At 70.9% G+C, this 24,657-nt stretch carries 21 protein-coding genes and 1 pseudogene; 4 read left to right on the top strand and 18 right to left on the bottom strand.

Features of this window, described 5'->3' with window-relative positions:
• Window positions 1-15: 15 nt before the first annotated feature.
• From nuoK to ACFY2B_RS00600, 11 genes are read right to left on the bottom strand one after another with little or no spacing between them, the layout of a single operon-like run.
• Window positions 16-315: an NADH-quinone oxidoreductase subunit NuoK gene (gene nuoK / locus ACFY2B_RS00650; protein WP_023547474.1), complete on the bottom strand. Its 300-nt coding sequence runs from the start codon at window positions 313-315 to the stop codon at window positions 16-18.
• Entirely contained in the window at window positions 312-1,154 is an 843-nt protein-coding gene (locus ACFY2B_RS00645) for an NADH-quinone oxidoreductase subunit J (RefSeq protein ID WP_390760979.1), read from the bottom strand. Before ACFY2B_RS00645 ends, nuoK begins: the two co-directional genes overlap by 4 nt.
• Complete coding sequence (gene nuoI / locus ACFY2B_RS00640; RefSeq protein WP_390760978.1) at window positions 1,151-1,762, bottom strand: NADH-quinone oxidoreductase subunit NuoI; 612 nt, start codon at window positions 1,760-1,762, stop codon at window positions 1,151-1,153. The genes ACFY2B_RS00645 and nuoI overlap by 4 nt, the downstream gene beginning before the upstream one ends.
• Window positions 1,755-3,119: an NADH-quinone oxidoreductase subunit NuoH gene (gene nuoH, locus ACFY2B_RS00635; RefSeq protein WP_390760977.1), complete on the bottom strand. Its 1,365-nt coding sequence runs from the start codon at window positions 3,117-3,119 to the stop codon at window positions 1,755-1,757. Before nuoH ends, nuoI begins: the two co-directional genes overlap by 8 nt.
• Complete coding sequence (locus tag ACFY2B_RS00630) at window positions 3,116-5,620, bottom strand: NADH-quinone oxidoreductase subunit G (RefSeq protein WP_390760976.1); 2,505 nt, start codon at window positions 5,618-5,620, stop codon at window positions 3,116-3,118. The genes nuoH and ACFY2B_RS00630 overlap by 4 nt, the downstream gene beginning before the upstream one ends.
• Window positions 5,617-6,966 (bottom strand): NADH-quinone oxidoreductase subunit NuoF, encoded by a 1,350-nt coding sequence (gene nuoF / locus ACFY2B_RS00625; protein WP_390760975.1) that lies wholly within the window; start codon window positions 6,964-6,966, stop codon window positions 5,617-5,619. Before nuoF ends, ACFY2B_RS00630 begins: the two co-directional genes overlap by 4 nt.
• On the bottom strand, window positions 6,963-7,745 hold the full coding sequence (gene nuoE / locus ACFY2B_RS00620; protein WP_390760974.1) for an NADH-quinone oxidoreductase subunit NuoE: 783 nt from the start codon (window positions 7,743-7,745) through the stop codon (window positions 6,963-6,965). The genes nuoF and nuoE overlap by 4 nt, the downstream gene beginning before the upstream one ends.
• A complete protein-coding gene (locus ACFY2B_RS00615) occupies window positions 7,742-9,082 on the bottom strand; it encodes an NADH-quinone oxidoreductase subunit D (protein ID WP_376529934.1) in 1,341 nt (446 codons plus the stop codon). Before ACFY2B_RS00615 ends, nuoE begins: the two co-directional genes overlap by 4 nt.
• Window positions 9,079-9,831, bottom strand: a complete 753-nt coding sequence (locus tag ACFY2B_RS00610; protein ID WP_390760973.1) for an NADH-quinone oxidoreductase subunit C — start codon at window positions 9,829-9,831, stop codon at window positions 9,079-9,081. The genes ACFY2B_RS00615 and ACFY2B_RS00610 overlap by 4 nt, the downstream gene beginning before the upstream one ends.
• Window positions 9,828-10,382, bottom strand: coding sequence for an NADH-quinone oxidoreductase subunit B family protein (locus ACFY2B_RS00605; protein ID WP_018528252.1), 555 nt, complete (start codon window positions 10,380-10,382; stop codon window positions 9,828-9,830). Before ACFY2B_RS00605 ends, ACFY2B_RS00610 begins: the two co-directional genes overlap by 4 nt.
• 13 nt (window positions 10,383-10,395) lie before the next feature.
• Window positions 10,396-10,755, bottom strand: coding sequence for an NADH-quinone oxidoreductase subunit A (locus ACFY2B_RS00600; RefSeq protein WP_376529938.1), 360 nt, complete (start codon window positions 10,753-10,755; stop codon window positions 10,396-10,398).
• An 801-nt stretch (window positions 10,756-11,556) separates the two neighbouring features.
• On the opposite strand from ACFY2B_RS00600, the gene ACFY2B_RS00595 reads away from it, so the two are divergent.
• The gene (locus tag ACFY2B_RS00595) at window positions 11,557-12,390 is read left to right on the top strand and encodes a C40 family peptidase (RefSeq protein ID WP_390760972.1); all 834 of its coding nucleotides are present in this window, start codon (window positions 11,557-11,559) and stop codon (window positions 12,388-12,390) included.
• A 54-nt stretch (window positions 12,391-12,444) separates the two neighbouring features.
• Here the strand turns inward: ACFY2B_RS00595 and ACFY2B_RS00590 are convergent, their stop codons facing one another.
• Window positions 12,445-14,280 carry an FAD-dependent oxidoreductase gene (locus ACFY2B_RS00590; RefSeq protein ID WP_390760971.1) on the bottom strand — a complete coding sequence of 612 codons (1,836 nt, stop codon included), beginning with the start codon at window positions 14,278-14,280 and terminating at the stop codon, window positions 12,445-12,447.
• Between the two features lie 89 nt (window positions 14,281-14,369).
• Here ACFY2B_RS00590 and def point away from each other — a divergent pair, with 89 nt between their 5' ends.
• Window positions 14,370-14,996, top strand: coding sequence for a peptide deformylase (gene def, locus ACFY2B_RS00585; RefSeq protein WP_390760970.1), 627 nt, complete (start codon window positions 14,370-14,372; stop codon window positions 14,994-14,996).
• A gap of 337 nt (window positions 14,997-15,333) precedes the next feature.
• Here the strand turns inward: def and ACFY2B_RS00580 are convergent, their stop codons facing one another.
• A complete protein-coding gene (locus tag ACFY2B_RS00580) occupies window positions 15,334-16,668 on the bottom strand; it encodes a geranylgeranyl reductase family protein (protein ID WP_390760969.1) in 1,335 nt (444 codons plus the stop codon).
• 47 nt (window positions 16,669-16,715) lie between these two features.
• On the opposite strand from ACFY2B_RS00580, the pseudogene ACFY2B_RS00575 reads away from it, so the two are divergent.
• A pseudogene (locus ACFY2B_RS00575) lies at window positions 16,716-17,180 on the top strand (GNAT family N-acetyltransferase); the annotation flags it as partial.
• Window positions 17,181-17,533: 353 nt separating this feature from the next.
• A complete protein-coding gene (locus ACFY2B_RS00570; protein WP_390760968.1) occupies window positions 17,534-17,842 on the top strand; it encodes a PASTA domain-containing protein in 309 nt (102 codons plus the stop codon).
• Between the two features lie 115 nt (window positions 17,843-17,957).
• Here ACFY2B_RS00570 and ACFY2B_RS00565 read toward each other — a convergent pair whose 3' ends face one another.
• From ACFY2B_RS00565 to ACFY2B_RS00545, 5 genes are all read right to left on the bottom strand, one after another.
• Entirely contained in the window at window positions 17,958-18,653 is a 696-nt protein-coding gene (locus ACFY2B_RS00565) for a demethylmenaquinone methyltransferase (RefSeq protein ID WP_390760967.1), read from the bottom strand.
• A gap of 188 nt (window positions 18,654-18,841) precedes the next feature.
• Entirely contained in the window at window positions 18,842-19,288 is a 447-nt protein-coding gene (locus ACFY2B_RS00560) for a hypothetical protein (RefSeq protein WP_390760966.1), read from the bottom strand.
• 17 nt (window positions 19,289-19,305) lie between these two features.
• Window positions 19,306-20,505 carry a cyclic dehypoxanthinyl futalosine synthase gene (gene mqnC, locus ACFY2B_RS00555; protein WP_390760965.1) on the bottom strand — a complete coding sequence of 400 codons (1,200 nt, stop codon included), beginning with the start codon at window positions 20,503-20,505 and terminating at the stop codon, window positions 19,306-19,308.
• 296 nt (window positions 20,506-20,801) lie between these two features.
• The gene (locus ACFY2B_RS00550) at window positions 20,802-21,608 is read right to left on the bottom strand and encodes a prepilin peptidase (RefSeq protein ID WP_390760964.1); all 807 of its coding nucleotides are present in this window, start codon (window positions 21,606-21,608) and stop codon (window positions 20,802-20,804) included.
• Window positions 21,605-24,628, bottom strand: a complete 3,024-nt coding sequence (locus ACFY2B_RS00545; protein ID WP_390760963.1) for a BTAD domain-containing putative transcriptional regulator — start codon at window positions 24,626-24,628, stop codon at window positions 21,605-21,607. The genes ACFY2B_RS00550 and ACFY2B_RS00545 overlap by 4 nt, the downstream gene beginning before the upstream one ends.
• Window positions 24,629-24,657 lie beyond the last annotated feature (29 nt).

The following is a 24,657-nucleotide window of genomic DNA, read 5'->3' as shown; positions in this document are numbered from 1 at the left end:
ACGGTTCAGTGCCCCTTACAGCTTCATCAGGCTGGCGTCGTCGACCGAGGCCGAGTGGCGGGTACGGAACAGCGACACGATGATCGCGAGCCCGACCACGACCTCCGCGGCGGCGACGACCATCGTGAAGAACGCGATGATCTGGCCGTCGAGATTGCCGTGCATCCGGGAGAAGGTGACGAACGCCAGGTTGCAGGCGTTGAGCATCAGCTCGATGCACATGAACACGACGATCGCGTTGCGCCTGATGAGCACGCCCGTGGCGCCGATCGTGAACAACAGGGCGGCGAGATAGAGGTAGTTGACGGGGTTCACTTCGACGCCTCCTCGGTCCGCTTGGAGTTCGCCGGTTCGCTCTCGGTCCGCTCCAGCCGGTCCTCCGCGCGCCGTTCGAGCGCCCGGAGGTCGTCGAGCGCCTCCGTCGACACGTCACGGATCTGGCCCCGTTCCCGCAGGGTCTTGTTGACCGTCAGCTCGGCCGGGGTGCCGTCGGGCAGCAGGCCCGCGACGTCCACGGCGTTGTGCCGGGCGTAGACGCCGGGGGCCGGCAGCGGCGGTACGTGCGTACCCTCGCGCACCCGCTGTTCGGCCAGCTCGCGCTGGGTCTTGGCGCGCTCGGTGCGCTCCCGGTGGGTGAGCACCATGGCGCCGACCGCGGCGGTGATGAGCAGGGCGCCGGTGATCTCGAAGGCGAAGACGTACTTGGTGAAGATGAGGGAGGCGAGGCCCTCCACGTTGCCGTTCGCGTTCGCCCGGCCGGTGCCGTTGAACTGCTTCAGGGAGGCGTTCGCGATGCCCGCGAACAGCAGGACGCCGAAGCCGACCCCGCACAGAAGGGCCAGCCAGCGCTGGCCCTTGATGGTCTCCTTCAGGGAGTCCGCCGCGGTGACACCGACGAGCATCACCACGAACAGGAACAGCATCATGATCGCGCCGGTGTAGACGACGATCTGCACGATGCCCAGGAAGTAGGCACCGTTGGCGAGGTAGAACACCGCCAGGACGATCATGGTGCCGGCCAAGGAGAGCGCGCTGTGCACGGCCTTCTTCATGAAGACGGTGCACAGGGCGCCGATCACGGCGACGGTGCCGAGGACCCAGAACTGGAATGCCTCACCGGTGGAGGTGGTGTAGGCGGCGAGCTGCGCGGTCATGACTCCACCCCCTGCCCCTCGGGCTTCTCGCCCTTGGAGACGGCGGGCTGGCGCACGGTGCCCGGCGCCGCCTCGGTGACGAGTCCCCGGTAGTAGTCCTGCTCGTCGGTGCCCGGGTAGATCGCGTGCGGGGTGTCGACCATGCCCTCTTCGAGACCGGCGAGCAGCTGCTCCTTGGTGTAGATGAGGTTGGCCCGGCTGGAGTCGGCCAGTTCGAACTCGTTGGTCATCGTGAGCGCGCGCGTGGGGCACGCCTCGATGCACAGGCCGCACAGGATGCAGCGGGCGTAGTTGATCTGGTAGACGCTGCCGTACCGCTCGCCCGGCGAGTAGCGTTCCTCGTCGGTGTTGTCGGCGCCTTCCACATAGATGGCGTCGGCGGGGCAGGCCCAGGCGCACAGCTCGCAGCCGACGCACTTCTCCAGGCCGTCCGGATGGCGGTTCAGCTGGTGCCGTCCGTGGAACCGCGGGGCCGTGGTCTTCTTCTGCTCCGGGTACTGCTCGGTCAGCCGCTTCTTGAACATGGCCTTGAAGGTCACGCCGAAGCCGGCCACGGGGTTCTGGAAACCGGGTGACGTGTTCCCGGTCTCCTTGGGCTCCTCAGCCATCGGACGCCTCCTTTCCATCCGAAGATCCGTCACTGACAGTGTCCGCCCCACCACTGACAATCAGCTCCCGGTCACGGCGCGGGCGGCGCCGCGGAACCGGCGGCAGTTCCTGTCCGGGCAGGGGCGGCACCGGGAATCCGCCCGCCATCGGGTCGAAGCCGGGCGGTGGTCCGGCCGGCCGCCGGTCCGCCTTCGCCTTCTCCATGAACATGTCGACGATGAAGGACAGAAGCAGCAGGGCGAGGATGGCGCCGCCCACGTACAGGGCGATGTCGGCGAAGTCGTAGTTCTCGTTCCGCAGGGCCCGTACGGAGGCGACGAGCATCAGCCACACCACGGAGACCGGGATGAGGACCTTCCAGCCGAGCTTCATCAGCTGGTCGTAGCGGACGCGCGGGAGGGTGCCGCGCAGCCAGATGAAGAAGAACAGCAGCAACTGGACCTTGACGACGAACCAGAGCATCGGCCACCAGCCGTGGTTCGCGCCCTCCCAGAAGGTGCTGATCGGCCACGGGGCCCGCCAGCCGCCCAGGAAGAGGGTGGTCGCCACGGCCGAGACCGTCACCATGTTCACGTACTCGGCGAGCATGAACATCGCGAACTTGATCGACGAGTACTCGGTGTTGAAGCCGCCCACCAGGTCGCCCTCGGACTCCGGCATGTCGAAGGGGGCGCGGTTGGTCTCGCCGACCATCGTGACGATGTAGAGGATGAAGGAGACCGGCAGCAGCAGGATGTACCACTGGTCGTGCTGTTGTTCGACGATCCTCGATGTCGACATCGACCCCGAGTAGAGGAAGACCGAGGCGAACGCGGCGCCCATGGCGATCTCGTAGGAGATCATCTGGGCGCAGGAGCGCAGGCCGCCGAGGAGCGGGTAGGTCGACCCGGAACTCCAGCCCGCGAGGACGATGCCGTAGATGCCGACCGAGGCGACCGCGAGGATGTAGAGCATCGCGATCGGCAGGTCGGTGAGCTGCATCGTGGTGCGGTGGCCGAAGATCGAGACCTGGTTGTCGGCCGGGCCGAAGGGGATCACCGCGATCGCCATGAACGCCGGGATGGCGGCGACGATCGGCGCGAGCACGTAGACCACCTTGTCCGCGCGCCGGACGACGAGGTCCTCCTTGAGCATCAGCTTGATGCCGTCGGCGAGCGACTGGAGCATGCCCCAGGGGCCGTGCCGGTTGGGGCCGATGCGCAACTGCATCCAGGCGACGACCTTGCGCTCCCAGACGATGGAGAACAGCACGGTCACCATCAGGAAGGCGAAGCAGAACACCGCCTTGACGACGATCAGCCACCAGGGGTCACGGCCGAACATCGAGAGGTCTTCAGCGGCGATGTACGGGCTCATGCCTCCACCTCCTTGGGGGCCTGGTCGGCGGGGGTCGCCGGGCCGATGCGAACGAGGGAGCCGGGCCGGGCCCCGGTGTCGGAGGCCACGCCGCCGCCCACGGAGTTCAGCGGGAGCCACACCACCCGGTCGGGCATCTCGGTGATCTCGACCGGGAGTCCGACCGTCCCGGCGGGGCCGGTGACGGTGAGGACGTCGCCGTCCGTGACGCCCGCCTCGGCGGCCGTCGCGGCCGACACGCGCGCGTGGGCCGCGTGCCGGGTTCCGGCCAGCGCCTCGTCGCCCTGCTGGAGGACGCCCTGGTCGAGCAGGAGCCGGTGCCCGGCGAGCACGGCCTCGCCGACGGCCGGACGGGGCAGCGCGGTCACCGTCTCCAGCGGTTCGGAGGCCCGCGGACCGTCCCAGGGGCCGAGCCGGTCCAGTTCCGCGCGCGTGGTGCGCAGATCCGGCAGACCCAGGTGGACGTCCATGGCGTCCGCGAGCATCTGCAGCACGCGCGCGTCGGTCGGCGGCAGCCGCCGGGTCATCTGGTCGGGCTTGAGCGCGGCCTCGAAGAACCGGGCCCGGCCTTCCCAGTTGAGGAAGGTGCCCGCCTTCTCGGCGACCGCGGCGACCGGGAACACGACGTCGGCCTGCTCGCTGACCTCGCTGGGCCGCTGCTCCAGCGAGACCACGAAACCGGCCTCGGCGAGCGCCGCACGCGCGCGTGCGGGGTCGGGCAGGTCGGCGACCTCCACGCCCGCGACCAGCAGCGCCTGCAGTTCACCGCTCGCGACGGCCGACACGATCTGGCCGGTGTCACGGCCGTAGCCCAGCGGGAGTTCGGCGAGCCCCCAGGCAGCCGCGACCTCCTCACGCGCGCGCGGGTCGGTCGCCGGGCGTCCGCCCGGCAGCAGCGACGGCAGCGCGCCCGCCTCGATCGCCCCGCGCTCGCCTGCCCGGCGCGGGATCCACACCAGCTGCGCCCCGGTCGCGGAGGCGGCCCGTACCGCGGCGGTGAAGCCGCCGGTCACCCCGGCCAGCCGCTCACCGACGACGATCACCGTGCCCTCGGCCCGCAGCGCCTCGCCCGCCCTGATCCCCGGCCCGTCCAGGCCGACGCCGCACGCGAGCGCGTCCAGCCACTCGGTCTCGGTGCCCGGGGCCGCGGCCAGCAGCGTGCCGCCTGCCTTCTCCAGCCCGCGGGTGGCGTGCGTGGCCAGCGCGAACACCCGCTGCCCGTGCCCCCGCCATGCCTTGCGCAGCCGCAGGAAGACGCCGGGCGCCTCCTCCTCGGACTCGAACCCGACCAGGAGAACGGCGGGCGCCTTCTCCAGCGAGGTGTACGTGACACCCGTTCCGTCGAGGTCACGGCCGCTGCCGGCGATCCGGCAGGCCAGGAAGTCGGCTTCCTCGCTGCTGTGCACACGCGCGCGGAAGTCGATGTCGTTGGTGTCGAGCGCCACGCGCGCGAACTTGCTGTAGGCGTAGGCGTCCTCGACGGTCAGCCGACCGCCGGTGAGGACACCGGTCCTGCCGCGCGACGCCAGCAGCCCCTGGGCGGCGATCTGCAGGGCGTCCGGCCAGGACGCCGGTTCCAGCTCGCCCTCGGCGTTGCGCACCAGGGGTGTGTCGAGCCGGTCCTTCAGCTGGGCGTACCGGAACGCGAACCGCCCCTTGTCGCAGATCCACTCCTCGTTGACCTCGGGGTCGGTCGCGGCGAGCCGTCGCATGACCTTGCCGCGCCGGTGGTCCGTGCGCGTCGCACAGCCACCGGAGCAGTGCTCGCAGACCGACGGCGAGGACACCAGGTCGAAGGGGCGGGAGCGGAAGCGGTAGGCCGCCGACGTGAGCGCGCCGACCGGGCAGATCTGGATGGTGTTCCCGGAGAAGTACGACTCGAAGGGGTCGCCCTCGCCGGTGCCGACCTGTTGGAGCGCGCCCCGCTCCAGCAGCTCGATCATCGGGTCGCCCGCGATCTGGTTGGAGAACCGGGTGCAGCGGGCGCACAGCACGCACCGCTCGCGGTCGAGCAGCACCTGGGTGGAGATGGGGACGGGCTTCTCGTAGGTCCGCTTGCGTCCCTCGAAGCGGGACTCGGCGTTGCCGTGCGACATCGCCTGGTTCTGCAGCGGGCACTCGCCGCCCTTGTCGCAGACCGGGCAGTCCAGCGGGTGGTTGATGAGCAGCAGCTCCATCACACCGTGCTGGGCCTTCTCGGCGACCGGCGAGGTGAGGTGGGTTTTCACCACCATCCCGTCCGTGCACGTGATCGTGCAGGACGCCATGGGCTTGCGCTGGCCCTCGACCTCGACGATGCACTGCCGGCAGGCGCCGGCCGGATCGAGGAGAGGATGGTCGCAGAAACGGGGGATCTCGATGCCGAGCTGCTCGGCGGCCCGGATGACCAGGGTGCCCTTGGGCACGCTGATCTCGATGCCGTCGATCGTCAGCGTGACGAGGTCTTCCGGCGGGACCGCCGCTTCTCCCCCGCCTGAGGGAGCGCTGGTGGTCACGGTCATGCGTTCACCTCCGGGCGGTCGGCCCAGGCCGTGGACTTGGCCGGGTCGAAGGGGCAGCCCCGGCCCGTGATGTGCTGCTCGTACTCCTCGCGGAAGTACTTGAGCGAGGAGAAGATCGGCGAGGCGGCGCCGTCGCCGAGGGCGCAGAAGGACTTGCCGTTGATGTTGTCGGCGATGTCGGCGAGCTTGTCGAGGTCGGTCATGGCACCCTTGCCGGCCTCGATGTCCCGCAGCAGTTGCACGAGCCAGTACGTTCCTTCGCGGCACGGGGTGCACTTGCCGCAGGACTCGTGGGCGTAGAACTCGGTCCAGCGGGTCACCGCCCGCACCACGCAGGTCGTCTCGTCGAAGCACTGCAGGGCTTTGGTGCCGAGCATGGAACCGGCGGCGCCCACTCCTTCGTAGTCGAGGGGGACGTCCAGGTGCTCGTCGGTGAACATCGGCGTCGAGGAGCCGCCCGGCGTCCAGAACTTGAGGCGGTGGCCGGGTCGCATCCCGCCGCTCATCTCCAGGAGTTGGCGGAGTGTGATGCCGAGCGGCGCCTCGTACTGGCCGGGGCTCGCGACGTGCCCGCTGAGCGAGTAGAGCGTGAAGCCGGGAGACTTCTCGCTGCCCATCGCCCTGAACCATTCCTTGCCGTTTTTCAGGATGGCGGGAACCGACGCGATGGACTCGACGTTATTCACAACAGTCGGGCAGGCATAGAGCCCTTCGACAGCAGGGAAAGGGGGACGCAGCCGCGGTTGACCGCGGCGGCCTTCGAGCGAGTCCAGCAGCGCGGTCTCCTCACCGCAGATGTACGCGCCGGCGCCGGCGTGCACGGTGAGTTCGAGGTCGAGTCCGCTGCCCAGGATGTTCTCGCCGAGGTAGCCGGCCGCACGGGCCTCGCGCACGGCCTCGTGCAACCGCCGCAGAACGGGGACGACTTCACCACGCAGATAGATGAAGGCATGAGACGACCTGATGGCATAGCACGCGATCACAATGCCCTCGATGAGGCTGTGCGGGTTCGCGAAGAGGAGCGGGATGTCCTTGCAGGTTCCGGGCTCCGATTCGTCGGCGTTGACAACTAGATAGTGCGGTTTTCCATCCCCCTGGGGAATGAACTGCCATTTCATTCCCGTCGGGAAGCCGGCCCCGCCGCGCCCGCGCAGACCGGAGTCCTTGACGTACGCGATCAGGTCGTCCGGCGACATGGCGAGCGCCCTGCGCAGCCCCTCGTACCCTTCGTGCCTCCGGTAGACGTCCAGCGTCCAGGACTTGTCCTCGTCCCAGAAGGCCGACAGCACGGGTGCGAGCAGCTTCTCGGGGCTGTGGTCCTTGAGCTCGGCTGCCACGCTCATCACTCCCCCTCCTCGGTGGCCTGGCCGGTGGGCGGCGTGTCCTGGGGTTCCTGGGCACGCGGATGGACCACGCGCGCGGGTGCGGTCTCCCCCTTGGCCAGGCGGAGGCCCACCAGCGAGGCGGGTCCCGCGCTGCCGCTCTCCTCGACGGCCCCTGGCCGCTCGTCGGGGAAGCCGGCCAGGATGCGTGCGGTCTCCTTGAAGGTGCACAGGCGGGCCCCGCGCGTGGGCTCGACAGGGCGTCCCGCGCGGAGGTCGTCGACGAGGCGGGCGGCGCTCGCCGGGGTCTGGTTGTCGAAGAACTCCCAGTTGACCATCACGACCGGTGCGAAGTCGCAGGCCGCGTTGCACTCGATGTGCTCCAGGGTGACCTTGCCGTCGTCGGTGGTCTCACCGTTGCCGACGCCCAGGTGCTCCTGGAGCGATTCGAAGATCGCGTCGCCGCCCATCACCGCGCACAGTGTGTTGGTGCAGACGCCCACCTGGTAGTCACCGGACGGCTTGCGCCGGTACATGGTGTAGAAGGTGGCGACCGCGGTGACCTCGGCCGTGGTCAGGTCCAGCACATCCGCGCAGAACCGCATCCCGGTGCGCGTGACGTGGCCCTCCTCCGCCTGCACGAGGTGCAGCAGCGGCAGCAGGGCCGACCGGGAGTCGGGGTAGCGCGCGATGACCTCACGCGCGTCCGCCTCCAGCCGGGCCCGTACGTCGTCCGGATACGCGGGCGCGGGCAGTTCCGGCATGCCCAGGCTGACGCCCCGCTCCGAAGAAGAGGTGGTCACCGGTCGACGCCTCCCATCACTGGGTCGATGGACGCCACGGCCACGATCACGTCGGCCACCTGGCCGCCTTCGCACATCGCCGCCATGGCCTGCAGGTTGGTGAAGGACGGGTCCCGGAAGTGGACCCGGAAGGGGCGGGTGCCGCCGTCGGACACGACGTGCACCCCGAGTTCACCCTTGGGCGACTCGACCGCCGCGTACGTCTGTCCCGGCGGAACGCGGAAGCCCTCGGTGACGAGCTTGAAGTGGTGGATCAGGGCCTCCATGGAGGTGCCCATGATCTTCTTGATGTGGTCGAGGGAGTTGCCGAGCCCGTCCGGTCCCAGGGCGAGCTGGGCGGGCCAGGCGATCTTCTTGTCGGCGACCATGACCGGTCCCGGCTGGAGCCGGTCCAGGCACTGCTCGACGATCCTGAGCGACTGGCGCATCTCCTCCAGGCGGATCAGGAAGCGGCCGTAGGCGTCACAGCTGTCGGCGGTCGGGACGTCGAAGTCGTACGTCTCGTAGTCGCAGTACGGCTGGGTCTTGCGCAGGTCGTGCGGCAGGCCGGTGGAGCGCAGGATCGGGCCGGTGGCGCCCAGGGCCATGCAGCCGGCCAGGTCGAGGTAGCCGATGTCCTGCATGCGGGCCTTGAAGATGGGGTTCCCGGTGGCGAGCTTGTCGTACTCCGGGAGGTTCTTCTTCATCTTCTTCACGAACTCGCGGATCTGGTCCACCGCGCCGGGCGGCAGGTCCTGGGCGAGTCCGCCGGGCCGGATGTACGCGTGGTTCATCCTGAGGCCCGTGATGAGCTCGTAGATGTCGAGAATCAGTTCACGATCACGGAATCCGTAGATCATGATCGTGGTGGCGCCCAGTTCCATGCCGCCGGTGGCGATGCACACCAGGTGCGAGGACATCCGGTTCAGCTCCATCAGGAGCACCCGGATGATCTTGGCTCGCTCGGTGATGTCGTCCTCGATGCCGAGGAGCTTCTCGACGCCGAGGCAGTAGGCGGTCTCGTTGAAGAAGGACGTCAGGTAGTCCATGCGCGTCACGAACGTGGTGCCCTGCGTCCACGTCCGGTATTCGAGGTTCTTCTCGATACCGGTGTGCAGGTAGCCGATGCCGCAGCGGGCCTCGGTGACCGTCTCGCCCTCGATCTCCAGGATCAGGCGGAGCACCCCGTGGGTGGAGGGGTGCTGGGGCCCCATGTTGACGACGATGCGTTCGTCGTCGGCACGGGCCGCCGACTGGACGACCTCGTCCCAGTCGCCACCGGTGACCGTGTAGACGGTGCCCTCGGTGGTCTCGCGCGCCGAAGCCGCCGACGCCGCGGATGCTGACTGCGTGCTCACGAGTAAGACCTCCGCTGGTCCGGGGCCGGGATCTGGGCGCCCTTGTACTCGACGGGGATGCCGCCGAGGGGGTAGTCCTTGCGCTGCGGATGGCCCTGCCAGTCGTCCGGCATCATGATCCGCGTCAGGGCCGGGTGACCGTCGAAGACGATTCCGAAGAAGTCGTAGGTCTCGCGCTCGTGCCAGTCGTTGGTCGGATAGACGGAGACCAGGGACGGGATGTGCGGATCGCTGTCCGGGGCGCTGACTTCCAGGCGGATCAGCCGGTTGTGGGTGATCGAGCGCAGGTGGTAGACGGCGTGCAGCTCACGACCCTTGTCCTGCGGGTAGTGGACGCCGCTGACGCCGGTGCACAGTTCGAAGCGCAGGGCCGGGTCGTCGCGCAGGGTGCGGGCGACCCGGAGCAGGTGCTCGCGCTCGATGTGGAAGGTCACCTCGCCCCGGTCGACGACCGTCTTCTCGATGGCGTTGCCGGGGACCAGGCCCTGCTCCTCCAGCGCGCCCTCCAGTTCGTCGGCGACCTCGTCGAACCAGCCGCCGTAAGGGCGGGTGGCCGGTCCCGGGAGCCGGACCGAGCGCACCAGACCGCCGTAGCCCGAGGTGTCACCGCCGTTGTTGGCACCGAACATGCCGCGCTGGACGCGGATCTCCTCACCCCCGTCGCCACGCTGGCCGGGGAGGTTGGAGGCGGCGAGGTCCTTCTCGGGGTTCACGCCGTTGGTGCCGCCGGTGCCGTTCGCGTCGCTCATCGCAGCAGCCCCTTCATCTCGATCGTGGGCAGGGCCTTGAGCGCCGCCTCCTCCGCCTCGCGGGCCGCTTCCTCGGCGTTCACGCCGAGCTTGGAGGACTGGATCTTCTGGTGGAGCTTGAGGATCGCGTCCATCAGCATCTCGGGGCGGGGCGGGCAGCCGGGGAGATAGATGTCCACCGGGACGATGTGATCGACGCCCTGGACGATCGCGTAGTTGTTGAACATGCCGCCCGAGGACGCGCAGACACCCATGGAGATCACCCACTTGGGGTTGGGCATCTGGTCGTAGACCTGGCGCAGCACCGGGGCCATCTTCTGGCTGACCCGGCCCGCGACGATCATGAGGTCCGCCTGGCGCGGCGAGCCGCGGAAGACCTCCATGCCGAAGCGCGCCAGGTCGTAGCGGCCGGCGCCGGTCGTCATCATCTCGATGGCGCAGCAGGCGAGGCCGAAGGTCGCGGGGAAGACGGACGACTTGCGCACCCAGCCCGCGGCCTGTTCGACGGTGGTCAGCAGGAAACCGCTCGGCAGTTTTTCTTCGAGTCCCATGTCCGTAGGCCCCTCAGTCCCATTCCAGGCCGCCGCGCCGCCATACGTACGCGTACGCGACGAAGACGGTGAGTACGAAAAGCAGCATCTCCACGAGCCCGAAGACACCTAGGGCGTCGAAGGTGACGGCCCAGGGGTAGAGGAAGACAATCTCGATGTCGAAGACGATGAAGAGCATCGCCGTCAGGTAGTACTTGATCGGGAAGCGTCCGCCGCCGGTCGGCGTGGGGGTCGGCTCGATGCCGCACTCGTAGGCTTCGAGCTTGGCGCGGTTGTACCGCTTCGGCCCGACCAACGTGGCCATGACCACGGAAAAGATCGCAAAGCCTGCCCCGAGGGCTCCCAGTACGAGGATGGGCGCATACGCGTTCACCGCTCCTCGCTCCTCTCAGTCGGCACTGACTGCATGGGCGTCCCCCCTGGTCGGGCGAAGCCGGGACCCGGGGGAGGTTGCATCGGACTCACATCCGCCCCACCCGTCCCACGGGCCCCGCTCGTCCCGAGCGAAGATCGAGAACATGTGAAGCAGGTCACAAGCCCAACTGACACGCATCTTATGCCCGCCGCTCTGTGATCTGCGACACGGGGTATTACACAAGCTTTGTGATCTCCACCACCTGACGAAGGATCATGAAGTCGGATGAGCAGTGATCTTCACACGCGAAGCGTTCGAGCAGTCACCAGAGGTGACATTTTCGCTCGTCAGCGCAGGCTGGAGGGCGCGTCTCAATATCAAGAGACTTCTCTTGCATGCAAATTGGCATGGGACCGGACGTGGTGATAGAGGAGCGCATTCACACATCAGAGGAGGACGAGGGGCGCGATGTGGACGCGCACACGCACCCGTGGCCGCGTGCACGCGTTCACGAAGTCGACGGGGCGCAAACCGGACACGAGACGCGAGCGCGGTGGTGACCGTTCCGTGACCTCTGCCACATCGATGAGAGGCGCATAAGAGCAGGCTTGGCCCCGACTTCAAGCGGTGATAGGCGCAGGGCAATTCGGGCGTATTAGCGAAAGCCCATGATCACGGGCATGATCGCCTGCGTCCACAATGTCCGTTACGGCGTCAATAAAAAGCGACACGCCCGGGATTCGCTGTCGCGACCGAGCAACTGTGGCGCACCACACGTTTCTTGAAGATATGAAGGAGCCCCTGGTACCGCTTATTCCCATGTCCCACACCGCTCACATACGAAGCCACCGGAAACCCCGCCGCAGCTCGTCCAAGATGGCGATGCGGGCCGGAGTTGCCGGTGGTGTCCTCGGCACCCTGGCAGTCGCCGGAGCGTCGGGTTCGGCGAACGCGGCCGAACCCGTGACCCAGACGCTCGAACTGCCCACCCTCACGGCCGACATGGCCGTGCAGGTAGCCCAGTCCGCGGAGGTCACTCAGCTGGCCGCCGCCAATTACGAACTCGCGGCCGAACGCGATGCCGCCGCCGCAAACGCCGCGAAGCAGGCCAAGGCGGACTTGGCGGACGCCAAGAAGAAGGCAGCGGCCAGGAAGAAGAAGGCAGCGGAGGAGGCCGCCCGCAAGGCCGCCGCAGAGCGCGCCTCGCGCGACGCCGCACGGGCCGCCCTCACCGCTTCGGCGTCCACCTCCGGCTCGGGCGCCTCGGCGAGCGTCTCCAGCAGCAGCTCCACGGCCACCGGTTCGGTCGCCGCCGTCATCTCGTTCGTGAAGGCGCAGATCGGCAAGTCCTACGTGCTGGGCGCCTCCGGCCCCAGTGCCTACGACTGCTCCGGCCTGGTTCAGGCGGCCTTCAAGCAGATCGGGGTCAGCCTGCCGCGCGTCTCCCAGGACCAGTCGACCGCGGGCACCCAGGTCTCGCTGAGCAACCTTCAGCCGGGCGACATCCTCTACTGGGGCGGTTCGGGCAGCGCCTACCACGTGGCCGTCTACGTCGGCGACGGGATGTTCGTCGGCGCGCAGAACCCGTCCACGGGCATCGTCGAGAAGCCGCTGTCGTACGACCCGCCGAGCGGCGCGGTGCGCGTGCTGTGAGCACACCTCCGACAGGAAAGGGCCGCCGCCGCTCGGGGGCGGCGGCCCTCCGCCTCATCCCAGGTCGAAGGTGTTGGGCAGGCCGAGCCGGTAGCGCAGCTCGTCGACCCGCTTGAGGGGTTCCAGCTCCGGCGGGCGGAACAGCTCCCACAGCCGGCAGGGTTCGGCGTCCGAATTGTCCGCATCCAGGAGTGCGTTGACGGCCCGTCGCGCGGACTCGTTGGCGCCTTCCATCGTCGCGAGGTCCACATCCGTGCGGATGTAGTCGCCCGCGAGGAAGAAGTTCGGTACGGCCGTCTTCGCCGAGGGCCGGTTGTAGAGCGTGCCCGTGGGGTGGATGAGCAGCTGCTCGCGGTTCTGCGGGTCCGGGCCGCCCAGTCCCGTCACCGCCGGGTCCATGAACCAGCCCAGCCTGTCCTCGTCCCTGAGGGTGGTCTTGCCCGGGTCGTTCAGACCGTCCTTCAGCTGTGCCCACAGCTCGGCGACGATCTCCTCCCGGGTACACTCACGGGCCGTCTTCCCGTACAGAATGCCGGGCTTGTCCCACTCCGAGACGATGGCGGAGAGACAGTCGCGGGCCTGCCCGTCCCCGTAGTCGCGCGCGAAGTCCCGGCCGTCCCAGAACTGGGCCTGCCCGACGGCGGTCACCGCCCAGGGTGAGTCCATGCAGTTGATGTGCCCGTGCACGACCGGGGTCGGGCCTCGCATGTAGAACATCACGCCCGTCATCCAGTCCGTCTTCAGCGCGTCGCACCGGCCCAGTTGCGGGTCGGCCGCGCGCAGGGCCCGGCCCCAGGTCGCGCGGGCGTGCTCGACGGGCAGCGCGGAGACGTAGTGGTCGGCGGTGACGGTGTGCTCCGCGCCGCCGTCCCGCGCGGACACCCGCACTCCGGTCACCCGGCCGCCCTCGTACACCACCTCCCGCACCTGCGTACCGAGCACGAACTCGACGCCGAGTGAGCGCAGGTACGTCTCCCAGGGGTCGATCCATGCCTCGCTCGTGGGGGCGTTGAGGACGCGGTCGACGTCGGCGTCGCCGTCCATGCCCCGGCCCAGCAGACCCCACAGCAGCAGGGCCTCGATGATGACCCGGCCGACCGTGCGGGTGGAGGCGATCTCGGCGCGGGTGGCGACCAGGTTGCGGGTCTGGCCGATGCCGAGCAGCACCTGGTACTCGCGGCTCATCTCGCCGGCCCGGATGAAGTCCCACCACGCGACCTTCTCCCACTGGTCCTCGCGGCGGGCGTCGCAACTGGTGAGGTGGACCAGGAGGCGGTCGGCGAAGTAGGCGGCCTCGTGGGCGGGCAGCCGGGCGCCGAGGTCGAGGACGGACAGGACCTGGTCGCGGATCCAGGCCGGAGTGAGGTCACCGGGTGCGGGCGGGGTGGTGAGCCGGCGCAGCGGGAAGTGCAGATCGGGGCGGCCGGCGTCGCGCGCGAACAGCGCCTCGGTGCCGCTGCGGAGGTTGTCGTGGACCCCGCCCGGGTTGCCGGGGACGGGGATGCGGCGCATGGTGTCCGGCAGGTTCCGGTAGAAGCCGGGGAAGAAGCGGAACCCGTGCTCGCCGGGCAGCGGCCTGCGTCCGCCGACGCCGGTGCCGGGGACGTCCATCGAGCGGGCCTTGCCGCCGAGGGCGTCGTAGTACTCGTAGACGGTGACCTCGTAGCCGCGTTCTGCCAGTTCGTGGGCGGCGCTGAGACCCGAGACGCCGCCACCGAGGACGGCGACCCGTCTGCCCGCGGAGCCGGGGGCCGCGGCAGCGCTTCCCGCCGGCCCCAGGACGGTGGCGGCGACCGCTCCCCCGGCCGCCATCCCGCCGGCGGCGGCAAGGAAACGTCTGCGGGAGTGTCCGACGCGCCCCTGGGACTGCTGAGCGTGTTCTGGTGTCATGAAACCCGGAGAGTAGGGAGGGGTTCCGCAACCGGGAACCCAAAAGTCCCGTCACCCACAGCATTCTCACAACCACGAGGAGACATCAGATGCCGAGCGTCTTCGTCCAGGGCAGGCCCGTCGACTCCTATCCACGGCTCGCCCCCGAGGCCGGGCGCGGCTCGGTGCGGCGGATCACCGAGGCCGGCGAGGAGGTGCTGCACAAGCCGTGCCGGGACGTCACCGAGTTCGGACCCGACCTCGCCGCGCTCATCGACGACATGTTCCTGACGATGTACATCGCCGAGGGGGCCGGTCTCGCGGCGAACCAAGTCGGTGTCGACCTCCGGCTGTTCGTCTACGACTGCCCCGACGACGACGGTGTCCGACATGTCGGGCACATCGTCAATCCCGTGCTGGACCAGCTCGACCCGGCCGGCCGGAACCTGCTCGACGAGGGCGAGGGCTGCCTGTCCGTACCGGGTGCCGTGGTGGAGGTGCCGCGCCCGGACCGGGCCGTGGTGCGCGGCCTGGACCGGGACGGCGGTCCGCTCGTCGTCGAGGGCACCGGGTACTTCGCGCGCTGCCTCGCGCACGAGACCGACCACGTGAACGGACACCTCTACCTGGACCGGCTCTCCAAGCGGGAGCGCAAGGAGGCGCTGCGGCAGGCGGCGGACCGCCGGGAGGAGGTGTTCGCCCACCGGGCCGCCCGGACGGCGGCCCTGACGAGTTAGGCGGGGCGGCGGCCGCCGGTTGCTGGTTGCCGGTTGCCGACCGCCGCCGGCTGCTCGCCGCCGGGCGCTGGCCGCCAGCCGCTGGGCCGGTCCGCTGGGCGCTGGCCACCAGCCGCTGACCGCCGACCGCTGGGCGCCAGCCGCCGGCCGCTGGAAGGACCGTGCGCCGTCGTGCGTCCGCGGCTGTGTCGTGGCTGGGCGCGCAGTTCCCCGCGCCCCTTTCGGGGCGCGCCCTTTCGGACGCGCCCCGAGAGGGCGCTCTCTCCGGACGGATTGCACTCGGGCCGGATTCCGGTCGGGCCGGATTCCGGTCGGGCCGGATTCCGGTCGGGGCGGATCAGGCCCTGGGGGCCACCTTGGTCAGGCCGTTGATGATCCGGTCCATCGCGTCGCCGCCCGTCGGGTCGGTGAGGTTGGCCAGGAGCTTCAGGGCGAATTTCATCAGGATCGGGTGGGACAGGCCCCGCTGGGTGGCGATCTGCATGACCTTCGGGTTGCCGATGAGCTTCACGAAGGCGCGGCCCAGCGTGTAGTAGCCGCCGTAGGTGTCCTTGAGGACGCGCGGGTAGCGCTGGAGGACCAGTTCGCGCCCGCCCGGGGTCGCCCGCGCCTGCGCCTGGACGATGACGTCGGCGGCGATCTGGCCGGACTCCATGGCGTAGGCGATGCCCTCGCCGTTGAAGGGGTTCACCAGACCGCCGGCGTCGCCGACGAGCAGCAGGCCCTTGGTGTAGTGCGGCTGGCGGTTGAAGGCCATGGGGAGCGCGGCGCCGCGGATCGGGCCGGTCATGTTCTCCGGGGTGTAGCCCCAGTCCTCCGGCATGGACGCGCACCACGCCTTGAGGATCTCGCGCCAGTCCAGGTCCTTGAAGGAGGCGGAGGTGTTGAGCACGCCCAGGCCGACGTTCGACGTGCCGTCGCCCATGCCGAAGATCCAGCCGTAGCCGGGCAGCAGCCGGTCCTGCGAGCCGCGCCGGTCCCACAGCTCCAGCCAGGACTCCAGGTAGTCGTCGTCGTGGCGCGGGGAGGTGAAGTACGTACGGACCGCGACGCCCATCGGGCGGTCCTCGCGCCGGTGCAGACCCATCGCCAGGGACAGCCGGGTGGAGTTGCCGTCGGCGGCCACCACCAGGGGCGCGCGGAAGGTGACTTCCCGCTTCTCCTCGCCGAGTTTGGCCGTCACCCCGGTGATGCGGCCGGTGCGGTCGTCGACGATCGGCCCGGAGACGTTGCAGCGCTCGTACAGCCGGGCCCCCGCCTTCTGCGCCTGGCGGGCCAGCTGCTCGTCGAAGTCGTCGCGCTTGCGGACGAGTCCGTAGTCGGGGAAGGAGGCCAGATCGGGCCAGTCCAGCTGGAGGCGGACCCCGCCGCCGATGATCCTGAGGCCCTTGTTGCGCAGCCAGCCGGCCTCCTCGGAGATGTCGATGCCCATCGACACGAGCTGCTTGACGGCGCGCGGGGTGAGGCCGTCACCGCAGACCTTCTCCCGTGGGAACTCGGTCTTCTCCAACAGGAGTACGTCGAGTCCGGCCCTGGCGAGGTGGTACGCGGTCGTGGAGCCGGCTGGCCCCGCGCCGACGACGATCACATCGGCGGTGTTGTCGGAGAGGGGCTCGGTCACGGCGGGATCTCCCCCAGGTTCGAGTGGTAGGTGCCGAAGGGCACTGGACATGGGCAGTCTATTCAGCGGTACTGATCACCCGGCTGAAGGGCTGCCCCGTGAACCGAACCCTCCCCACAGTACGGCTGCGTGTGCCCACCCACGAGGACGCGTTCGCCTGGCACCGGGTGTTCGACGATCCGGAGGTCATGGAGTTCCACGGCGGCCGGCCCGCGGAGCTGTCCGTCTACGAGGAACTCACCGCGCGCCAGCGGCGGCACGACGCTGAACTGGGCTTCTGCCTGTGGACGATGCTCGACGCGTCGGGTGAGGTGATCGGCTTCACCGGCGCCCAGCCGTGGGAGCGGAGCTGGGGTCCGACGGGCGAGCTGGAGATCGGCTGGCGGCTCGGACGGGCGCACTGGGGCAAGGGGTATGCCACGGCGGCGGCGCTGGAGACCCTGGAGCGGCTGCGGGCGGCGGGGGTGCCGAGCGTGGTGGCGATGGTGGACGCCCGCAACGAACGGTCCATCGCGGTCACCCGGCGGCTGGGGATGCGGCTCGCGGAGAGGTTCATGACGCCGCCCGCGGAGCCGACGGAAGTACGGCCGGGGGCGACGGGACGGACGGGAACGGGGCGGACGGGAACGGAAGGGGCGCGGCCGGGGACGGTGGGACCGACGGCGACGCAGCCGATGGGGGCAGGGCGGATGGGGGCGGGGCCGATGGGGACGGCAGGGCCCACTGGGGTGGCGGTGGCGAGGGAGGCGACGAGGGCCGGACAGCGGCAGGGGCACTGCTACCGCCTTGATCTGTGACGGACAGTAGTCATCTGTCACAGAAAGACATCTTTCGCTTCCGGGTGGCGCGTGCTGGGGTTACCCTTCCAGTACCGCTGGGGGTGACATCTGTGCGCATAACACCCAAAACACCCGAAGTGCGTGTCCCGCGTCTGGTCGGTCTGATGGCCGTGGACGCGCGCGAGCGGGCCCTGGCACAGGGCCTGTTTCTCAACGCGCCGGACCGGCCGGACTTCCCTCTCACCGTCGTCGACTACGTCGTGCGCCAGTACCCGCAGCCCGGTGCCGAGGTGCCGCGGGAGTCCATGGTGTACGTGTGGTTCGACTTCGGCGAGGGAGAAGGCGGCGGCGGAGTCCGCGAGCCACGCATCCCGAGACCGCCCTCGGGCGGACTGCAACGGGAACTGGACGAGCCGGGCGGCACCTTCGAGATGACCAAAGGGTGAGCCACGAGCCGGGGACGGCCTGCCGGGACCGGCGCGTGAACCACGCCGGCCGGCCGGCGCAGCCGGTGCGGGAACCGCGCGGACGGACCGCCCCGCGTCCGGCGGGCGCCGGCGCTCAGCTCACCTTGAAGCCCCGGTGCAGGGCCACCACACCGCCGGTGAGATTGCGCCATGCCACCTTCGACCAGCCCGCCGCGCGCAGCCGCCCGGCCAGGCCGGGCTGGTCGGGCCAGGAGCGGATGGACTCGGCGAGGTAGACGTACGCGTCGGGATTGGAGGAGACCGCCCGCGCCACCGGCGGCAGCGCGCGCATCAGGTACTCGGTGTAGACGGTGCGGAACGGCGTCCAGGTGGGATGCGAGAACTCGCAGATCACCACCCGCCCGCCGGGCCGGGTCACCCGGTACATCTCCCGGAGCGCGGCGTCCGTGTCCTGGACGTTGCGCAGCCCGAAGGAGATCGTCACGGCGTCGAAGGTGTCGTCCTTGAACGGCAGCTTCGTCGCGTCCCCCGCGGTGAACGGCATCCAGGCGTGCCGCTGCTTGCCGACCCGGAGCATGCCGAGGGAGAAGTCGCACGGGACGACGTAGGCGCCGGTACGGGTGAACGGCAGCGACGAGGTCGCCGTACCCGCGGCGAGGTCGAGGACCTTCTGGGCGGGGCGGGCGTCGACCGCCTGCGCGACGGCCTTGCGCCACACCCGGTCCTGGCCGAGCGACAGCAGGTCGTTGGTGAGGTCGTACCGTTCCGCCACGTCGTCGAACATCGAGGCGACTTCGTGCGGCTGCTTGTCCAGGGATGCGCGGGTCACGGACCCATTGTGGCAGGAGGGTCCGGACCGCCCCGGCAGCAGCCTCGCCCTCCGCCCCACCTGAGACGTTTCCCGCTTCCCGCTTCCCGTACGGCCAGCGGTGACGCTGCGATCAACCCGACCCGATCCGCCCCGCGCCGCCCCGCCACAAACCTACGGCGGCCGTCACGAAGCGCCGGCCCGGACCCTCACCGTCTGCGGTGCACGAGGCGGCCCGCGCACACCGTGGCGATGCAGGCGCCGGTGTCGTCCAGGACGGCCAGGTCGGCGCGGCCGGACGGACGGAGCGCGGTCGGCCCTGCACTCGGCAGCACCGCCACGTCGTTCCGTTCGGCGGCCGCGCGGAGCGCGGGCGAGTCGACGTGCTCCGCCAGGACCGCCGCCGCGCCGAGCTTCAGCACGGCGTGGATCCGTTCGCGGGGGCTCGGGGCGTCCGGGAGCGGCCCTTCGTGGACACGGGCGGGACCCAGCCGGCCGGGCCAGCGGCGCACCCGCGCGCCCGGGAACCGCTCACGCAGTTCCGCGAACGTCCCCACGGCATCGATCCGGTCCCGCCCCACCACGACGGCACCGTCCACGACCGGCGCGGACTCCCAGGTGACGTAGACCTGGTCGGCCGCGTGGATGGTCTCCAACTCGCCCCCTCGCCCGCTCAGTTCGACGCGAGCAGCTTCAGCTCGGGGTGGGCCGTGCCGCCCTCGATGGCCGTGGACGAGATGTGCGACATCACCCGCTCGTCGACGGGGTCGTTCGCCGGGTCGTCGTGGACGACCAGGTGCTCGTACGTCGTCGCGCGCTGCGCCGGTACCCGGCCCGCCTTGCGGATCAGGTCGATGATCTCCAGCCGGTTGGAACGGTGCTTGGCGCCGGCCGAGGAGACCACGTTCTCCTCCAGCATGATGGAGCCGAGGTCGTCGGCGCCGTAGTGCAGGGACAACTGCCCGACCTCCTTGCCCGTGGTCAGCCACGAGCCCTGGATGTGCTGGACGTTGTCGAGGAAGACGCGGGCGATGGCGATCATCCGCAGGTACTCGAAGAGCGTGGCCTGGGTGCGGCCCTTCAGGTGGTTGTTCTCGGGCTGGTAGGTGTACGGGATGAAGGCCCGGAAGCCGCCCGTACGGTCCTGTACGTCGCGGATCATCCGCAGGTGCTCGATCCGCTCGGCGTTGGTCTCGCCCGTGCCCATGAGCATCGTCGACGTGGACTCGACGCCCAGCCGGTGCGCGGTCTCCATGATCTCCAGCCAGCGCTCGCCGCTCTCCTTCAGCGGGGCGATGGCCTTGCGCGGCCGCTCGGGCAGCAGTTCGGCGCCCGCGCCCGCGAAGGAGTCGAGGCCGGCCTCGTGGATCCGGGTGACGGCCTCCTCGACCGTCACCCCGGAGATCCGGGCCATGTGCTCGACCTCGGACGCGCCCAGCGAGTGGATCACCAGCTGGGGGAACGCCTCCTTGATGGCCCGGAAGTGCTTCTCGTAGTACTCGACGCCGTAGTCCGGGTGGTGCCCGCCCTGGAACATGATCTGGGTGCCGCCCAGCTCGACGGTCTCGGCGCAGCGCCGCAGGATGTCGTCGAGGTCGCGGGTCCAGCCCTTGGCGGTGTCCTTGGGCGCGGCGTAGAAGGCGCAGAACTTGCACGCGGTCACGCAGACGTTCGTGTAGTTGATGTTGCGCTCGATGATGTACGTCGCGATGTGCTCGATGCCCGCGTACTTGCGCCGGCGCACCGCGTCGGCGGCGGCGCCCAGCGCGTGCAGCGGAGCGTCGCGGTAGAGGTCGAGTGCCTCCTCGGGGGTGACCCGCCCTCCGGCGGCCGCACGGTCGAGGACGGACTGGAGGTCGGCCTTCTCGGTCACCGGGGCGTCCCTTTCGTCGACGAAATCAAAAGGTGCGCGCGAAACGCGCTGTGAACGGTGGTGTGGGCAGCGGCGGACAGACCGGACCAGCGTACGCCAGGCCGTTCACCTGCCCCGCCGCAGGCTCCGTACGGCCTGGTCCCGGGCCACGTACCCGCCCGGCCGCGGGTTCCGTACGAGCCCGGCCACCGGCCACGAGCCGACCGCCCGCATGCCCGCCGTCACGAGCACCCCGGTCTCAGCCCGCGAACTCGCGGCCACAGGCGCCCTGGTCCCGGCCCGCGACCCCACCCGTCTCAGGCCGCGTACCCGCCGATCAGCAGCCCCACGTACGCCCCGGCGATCAGGAACGGCCCGAAGGCGATGGCCGATTTCCGGCCGGCCCGGCGGGCCACCACGAGGCCGCCTGCGTACAGCGCGCCGGACAGGAAGCCGGCGAAGGTGCCGAGCAGCAGGGTCGGCCAGCCGTACCAGCCCAGTGCGGCGCCCGCGCCGAGGGCCAGCTTCACATCGCCGAAGCCCATGCCGCCGGGGTTGACGAGGAACAGCACGAAGTAGCCGCCGCCGAGCGCGAGGGCGCCGTACAGCGCCGTGAGCCAGTCACCGGCGTGCTCGGGCACGGCGGCGGCCACGGCGAGCAGGCCGAGCGCGGCGGCGGCCAGCGGCAGGGTCAGCGGGTCCGGCAGCCGCTGCACCCGGAAGTCCACGACCGCGAGCAGCACCCCCGGCGGGGCGAGCAGCAGCCAGACGCCCAGTTCGGGGCGGGTACCGGTGGTGGCGGCGAGGGCGGCGCAGACGAGCGCGGTGACGGCCGCGAGGCTCAGGACACGAGGGCCGTACCGGGCCGCGCCGCGGGCGCCGCGCGCGCTCCGGTCGTCCCGGGGCGGGCCGTCGGGGGGCAGGGCGTCCGGCTCGGCCGGCCGTGCGGCGCACTGCCCGCAGCGGCCCGGTCCGAGCCAGCCCCGTACCGGGTGTCCGGCCGGGCAGTGGTCGCGCCACGGCTCGCCCGCCGGGGCGGCGAACCGGTAGGCGGCCCGGGGCAGCAGCGCGCCCGCCGCCACGCCCCACAGCGCGGCGACGACGATCAGCGCGAGGTCGCTCATCCCGCCGCCGCGACGCCGTCGCGCCACGTCGGCAGCAGCTCGTCCAGGAGCGCTTCCGTGCGCGGCGGCAGTCCGCGGGTGCCGCTGCGGGTGAGCAGGTCGGCGGCGCGGGCCCGGAGCCGGGCCGGTTCGCCGGTGGCGTGGGTGGCGCGCAGCGACTCGTTCCACAGCCGCTCGTCGGACGGCGCGGTGCGCAGCGCCGCGTCCAGCGCCTCGATCGCCTTCTCCGCGCGGTCCTTCTCCAGGTGGAACGCGGACAGCGCGAGCCCGATGTCGGCGACCAGCAGCGGCAGCTGGGCGTCGATGATCTCGTGGGTGAGCCAGCGGTACCGGCTCTCGGGACGGTCCGCGAGCAGCGGCCCGCGGACCAGGACCAGCGCGTCGGTGAGCAGCCGCCCGCGGACGGCCCTGTTGTCCACGCCCTTGCCCTGCGTGGCCTCGTGGTAGAGGGAGCGCAGGACGTCCAGGTCGGAGACGACGGACTTGGCGAGGGTGAGCCGGCCGGTCGCGTCGGCGGCGAGGCGGGCGGTGCCGTCCGGGTCGCTGCCGAGCCAGCCGCGCAGCCGCTCGACGAGCGCGTCCCGTACGTCCTCGGTGACGCCGCGCGGCCACAGCGCGGAGGCCAGCACCCGGGGGTGCACGCCCTCCCGGTGCAGGAGCAGCAGGGCCAGCGCCTCGTGGAGCAGCGCGCTGCGCTCGCCGTCCGGGGTGTCCAGGCCGATGATCTCGTACGGTCCGACGAGGCGGGCGTAGACCGCGGGCCGGCCCTGCTCGCTGATGTCGACCAGGAACGGCGGGACGTTGACCGGGCCGTCCGGATCGTGCTCGGGGTCGGCTTCGACGAACAGTTCGACGACGGCGCGCTGCTGGGCCACCGGCAGCAGCTGGGCGTCCAGCTCCAGGCCGAGCAGCGGGGCGAGCAGCCTGCCCGCGGCGGTGATCTCCATCTCCCAGGCCGCGCCGGGCAGGTCGCCGGTCTCGGTGCCGACCAGGTAGCCGATGCCGAGGCGGCCGGCGTCGGCGGCGAGTTCGGCGAGCCGCACGGCGTCCTCGGCGGAGGGCTGCGCGGCGAGCAGCACCAGGTGCGGCGCCCAACGGGTGTGCTGGGCGGGCCCGGTACGGCCGGTGAGGACGGAGTCGTGCCCGGCGGCGCCCAGGGCGCCGCGCCGCTGCCGGGTCTCGGCCGCCATGGTCTCGATCAGCGCCTCGATGCCGTCGAGGTGGCGCAGCCGGTTGGGGGCGAGCGCGGTCAGGTCCTCGCCGAAGCCGACCAGGGTGATGGTCATGCGGTCCGACCAGCCGTTGGTGGCGAGTTCGGCGGCGACCGACGCGAACACGGCGGCCCGGTCGGCCTCCCGTCCGCTGAGCGAGACGATGCCGGGCACCGCCTCCAGGTTGAGCAGCAGCCGGGAGTCGTCCATGGTGCCCAGGCTGACGAGGCCGGGGTAGGGCGCGGCGGTGTCCGTGTCCTCGTACCGGTCGGCGTCGGCGCGGGCGAGCGTCCAGAACGTCTGGTCCTGCCCGAGCTGCCAGGGCGCGGGCGGTTTCCCGGCGGGCTGGGCGAGTTGGAGGTGCAGGTCGCCGTTGCTCAGCCAGGCGGCGTAGACGACGGGCAGCGGGCGGGACTCGGCGGCGAGGGTGGCGGACAGGCCGCGCAGCGAGCGGTCGAGCAGCCGTACGCCCTCCGGGTCGGCGCCGACCAGCAGCGCGTCCTGCGCGTCCTGGGCGTCGCCGGTCGGCGTGGGCGGCTCCATGCCGCGCCGGCCGCCGACGGCTCCGAGGGCCGACTGCCACAGCGCCTGCCGGCGCCGCCTGCCGAGCGCGCCGAGCAGGCCGGCGGCGAGCAGTGGCGCGCCGATGAGGGCTTCCGGGAGGCCGAAGGCGTGGCCGGCGGACTGGCTGCCGGACGCGGCGGGCGTCGCGTGCTGCTGCCCCCGCTCGGCTCCGGCACCGCCGTCCGCGCCACCGAGCGCACCGCCGTGTGCGCCGGCCTGCTGCGCGGGCAGCGAGACCTGGGCGGCACCCGAGCCGCCGCCCTGCTGGGCATGCCCCTGGGCCTGCTGGTTCGCTCCCCCGTCCTGCCCCCCGCTGCGCGCATAGTCCTGGATCTGCTGCTGGACGTCCGGGGCGGCGGCCTGGGCGGCGGGCATCTCGACCAGTTCGCCGCCGCGCGCGTCGGCCGGCATCTCCATGATCCAGCCGGGCCGGATGAGGCTGGCCTCGGACAGCCGCGAACCGTCTGGCTGGACGCGGTCCTTGTTGAGTTCGTAGATCTCCTTGTACCGGCGGCCGTCGCCGAGGTGCCGCTGCGCTATCTCCCAGAGGGAGTCGTGGTGGCGACCCTCGGGCGGCTGGATCCGGTAGTACTTCGTCCCGGCGTCCTTGGCGACCGTGCCGCCCGCGTCCGCGTGGACGCCGGTCTGCGCCGCCTGAGCTGCCTGCGCGGCCTGTTCGCCGAGGGCGGCGGCCGTGCCGGAGACCTGCTCCTGCTGCTGGGCGAAGAGTCCGGGGGTCTGCTGGGCGGCGGCCACCGTGCCCCGCTGGTTGCCCTCCATGCTGTGCCCGAGCTGCGACAGCCCCGGGGTGAGGCTGGCCGCGGTGGCGCCGACCAGCAGCAGTGCGGCGACGAGCTGCCGGGCGAGCAGTTGGCTGGGCCCGGAGCCGGGCACCCGCCCGGCCAGTCCCACGCCGGACAGCGCGGCCTTGGCCTCCACGAGCACGCAGGCGGTGAACTGGGCCCAGGCGAGCCACACGATCACCGTCAGCACGTGCAGGAAGGTCTGGACGGTGATCTCCTGCTGCAACCACTCCAGGCTCGGCGCCCCGTGCGGCAGCGGCCACCCGACGGTGACGGCGAGGGCACCGGGCACGCCGACGACGAGCACGAGCAGGGCGAGGAACGCGAAGAACGCCTTGACGAAGTCCCCGAACGTGCGCCGCCGCACGCGTACCGGCTGCGGTGTCCGATTCCTCGGGCCCGTCGGTCTTCCCGTCGAGCTTGATGTGCTGCGTCGCGCCATGGCGGGTGTCCTGGGTCGTGGGTGGGAGG

Origin of the sequence: Streptomyces sp. NPDC001270 (assembly GCF_042896695.1) — a bacterium.
GTDB lineage: Bacteria > Actinomycetota > Actinomycetes > Streptomycetales > Streptomycetaceae > Streptomyces.
This window is presented reverse-complemented; position numbering and strand designations above follow the sequence as displayed.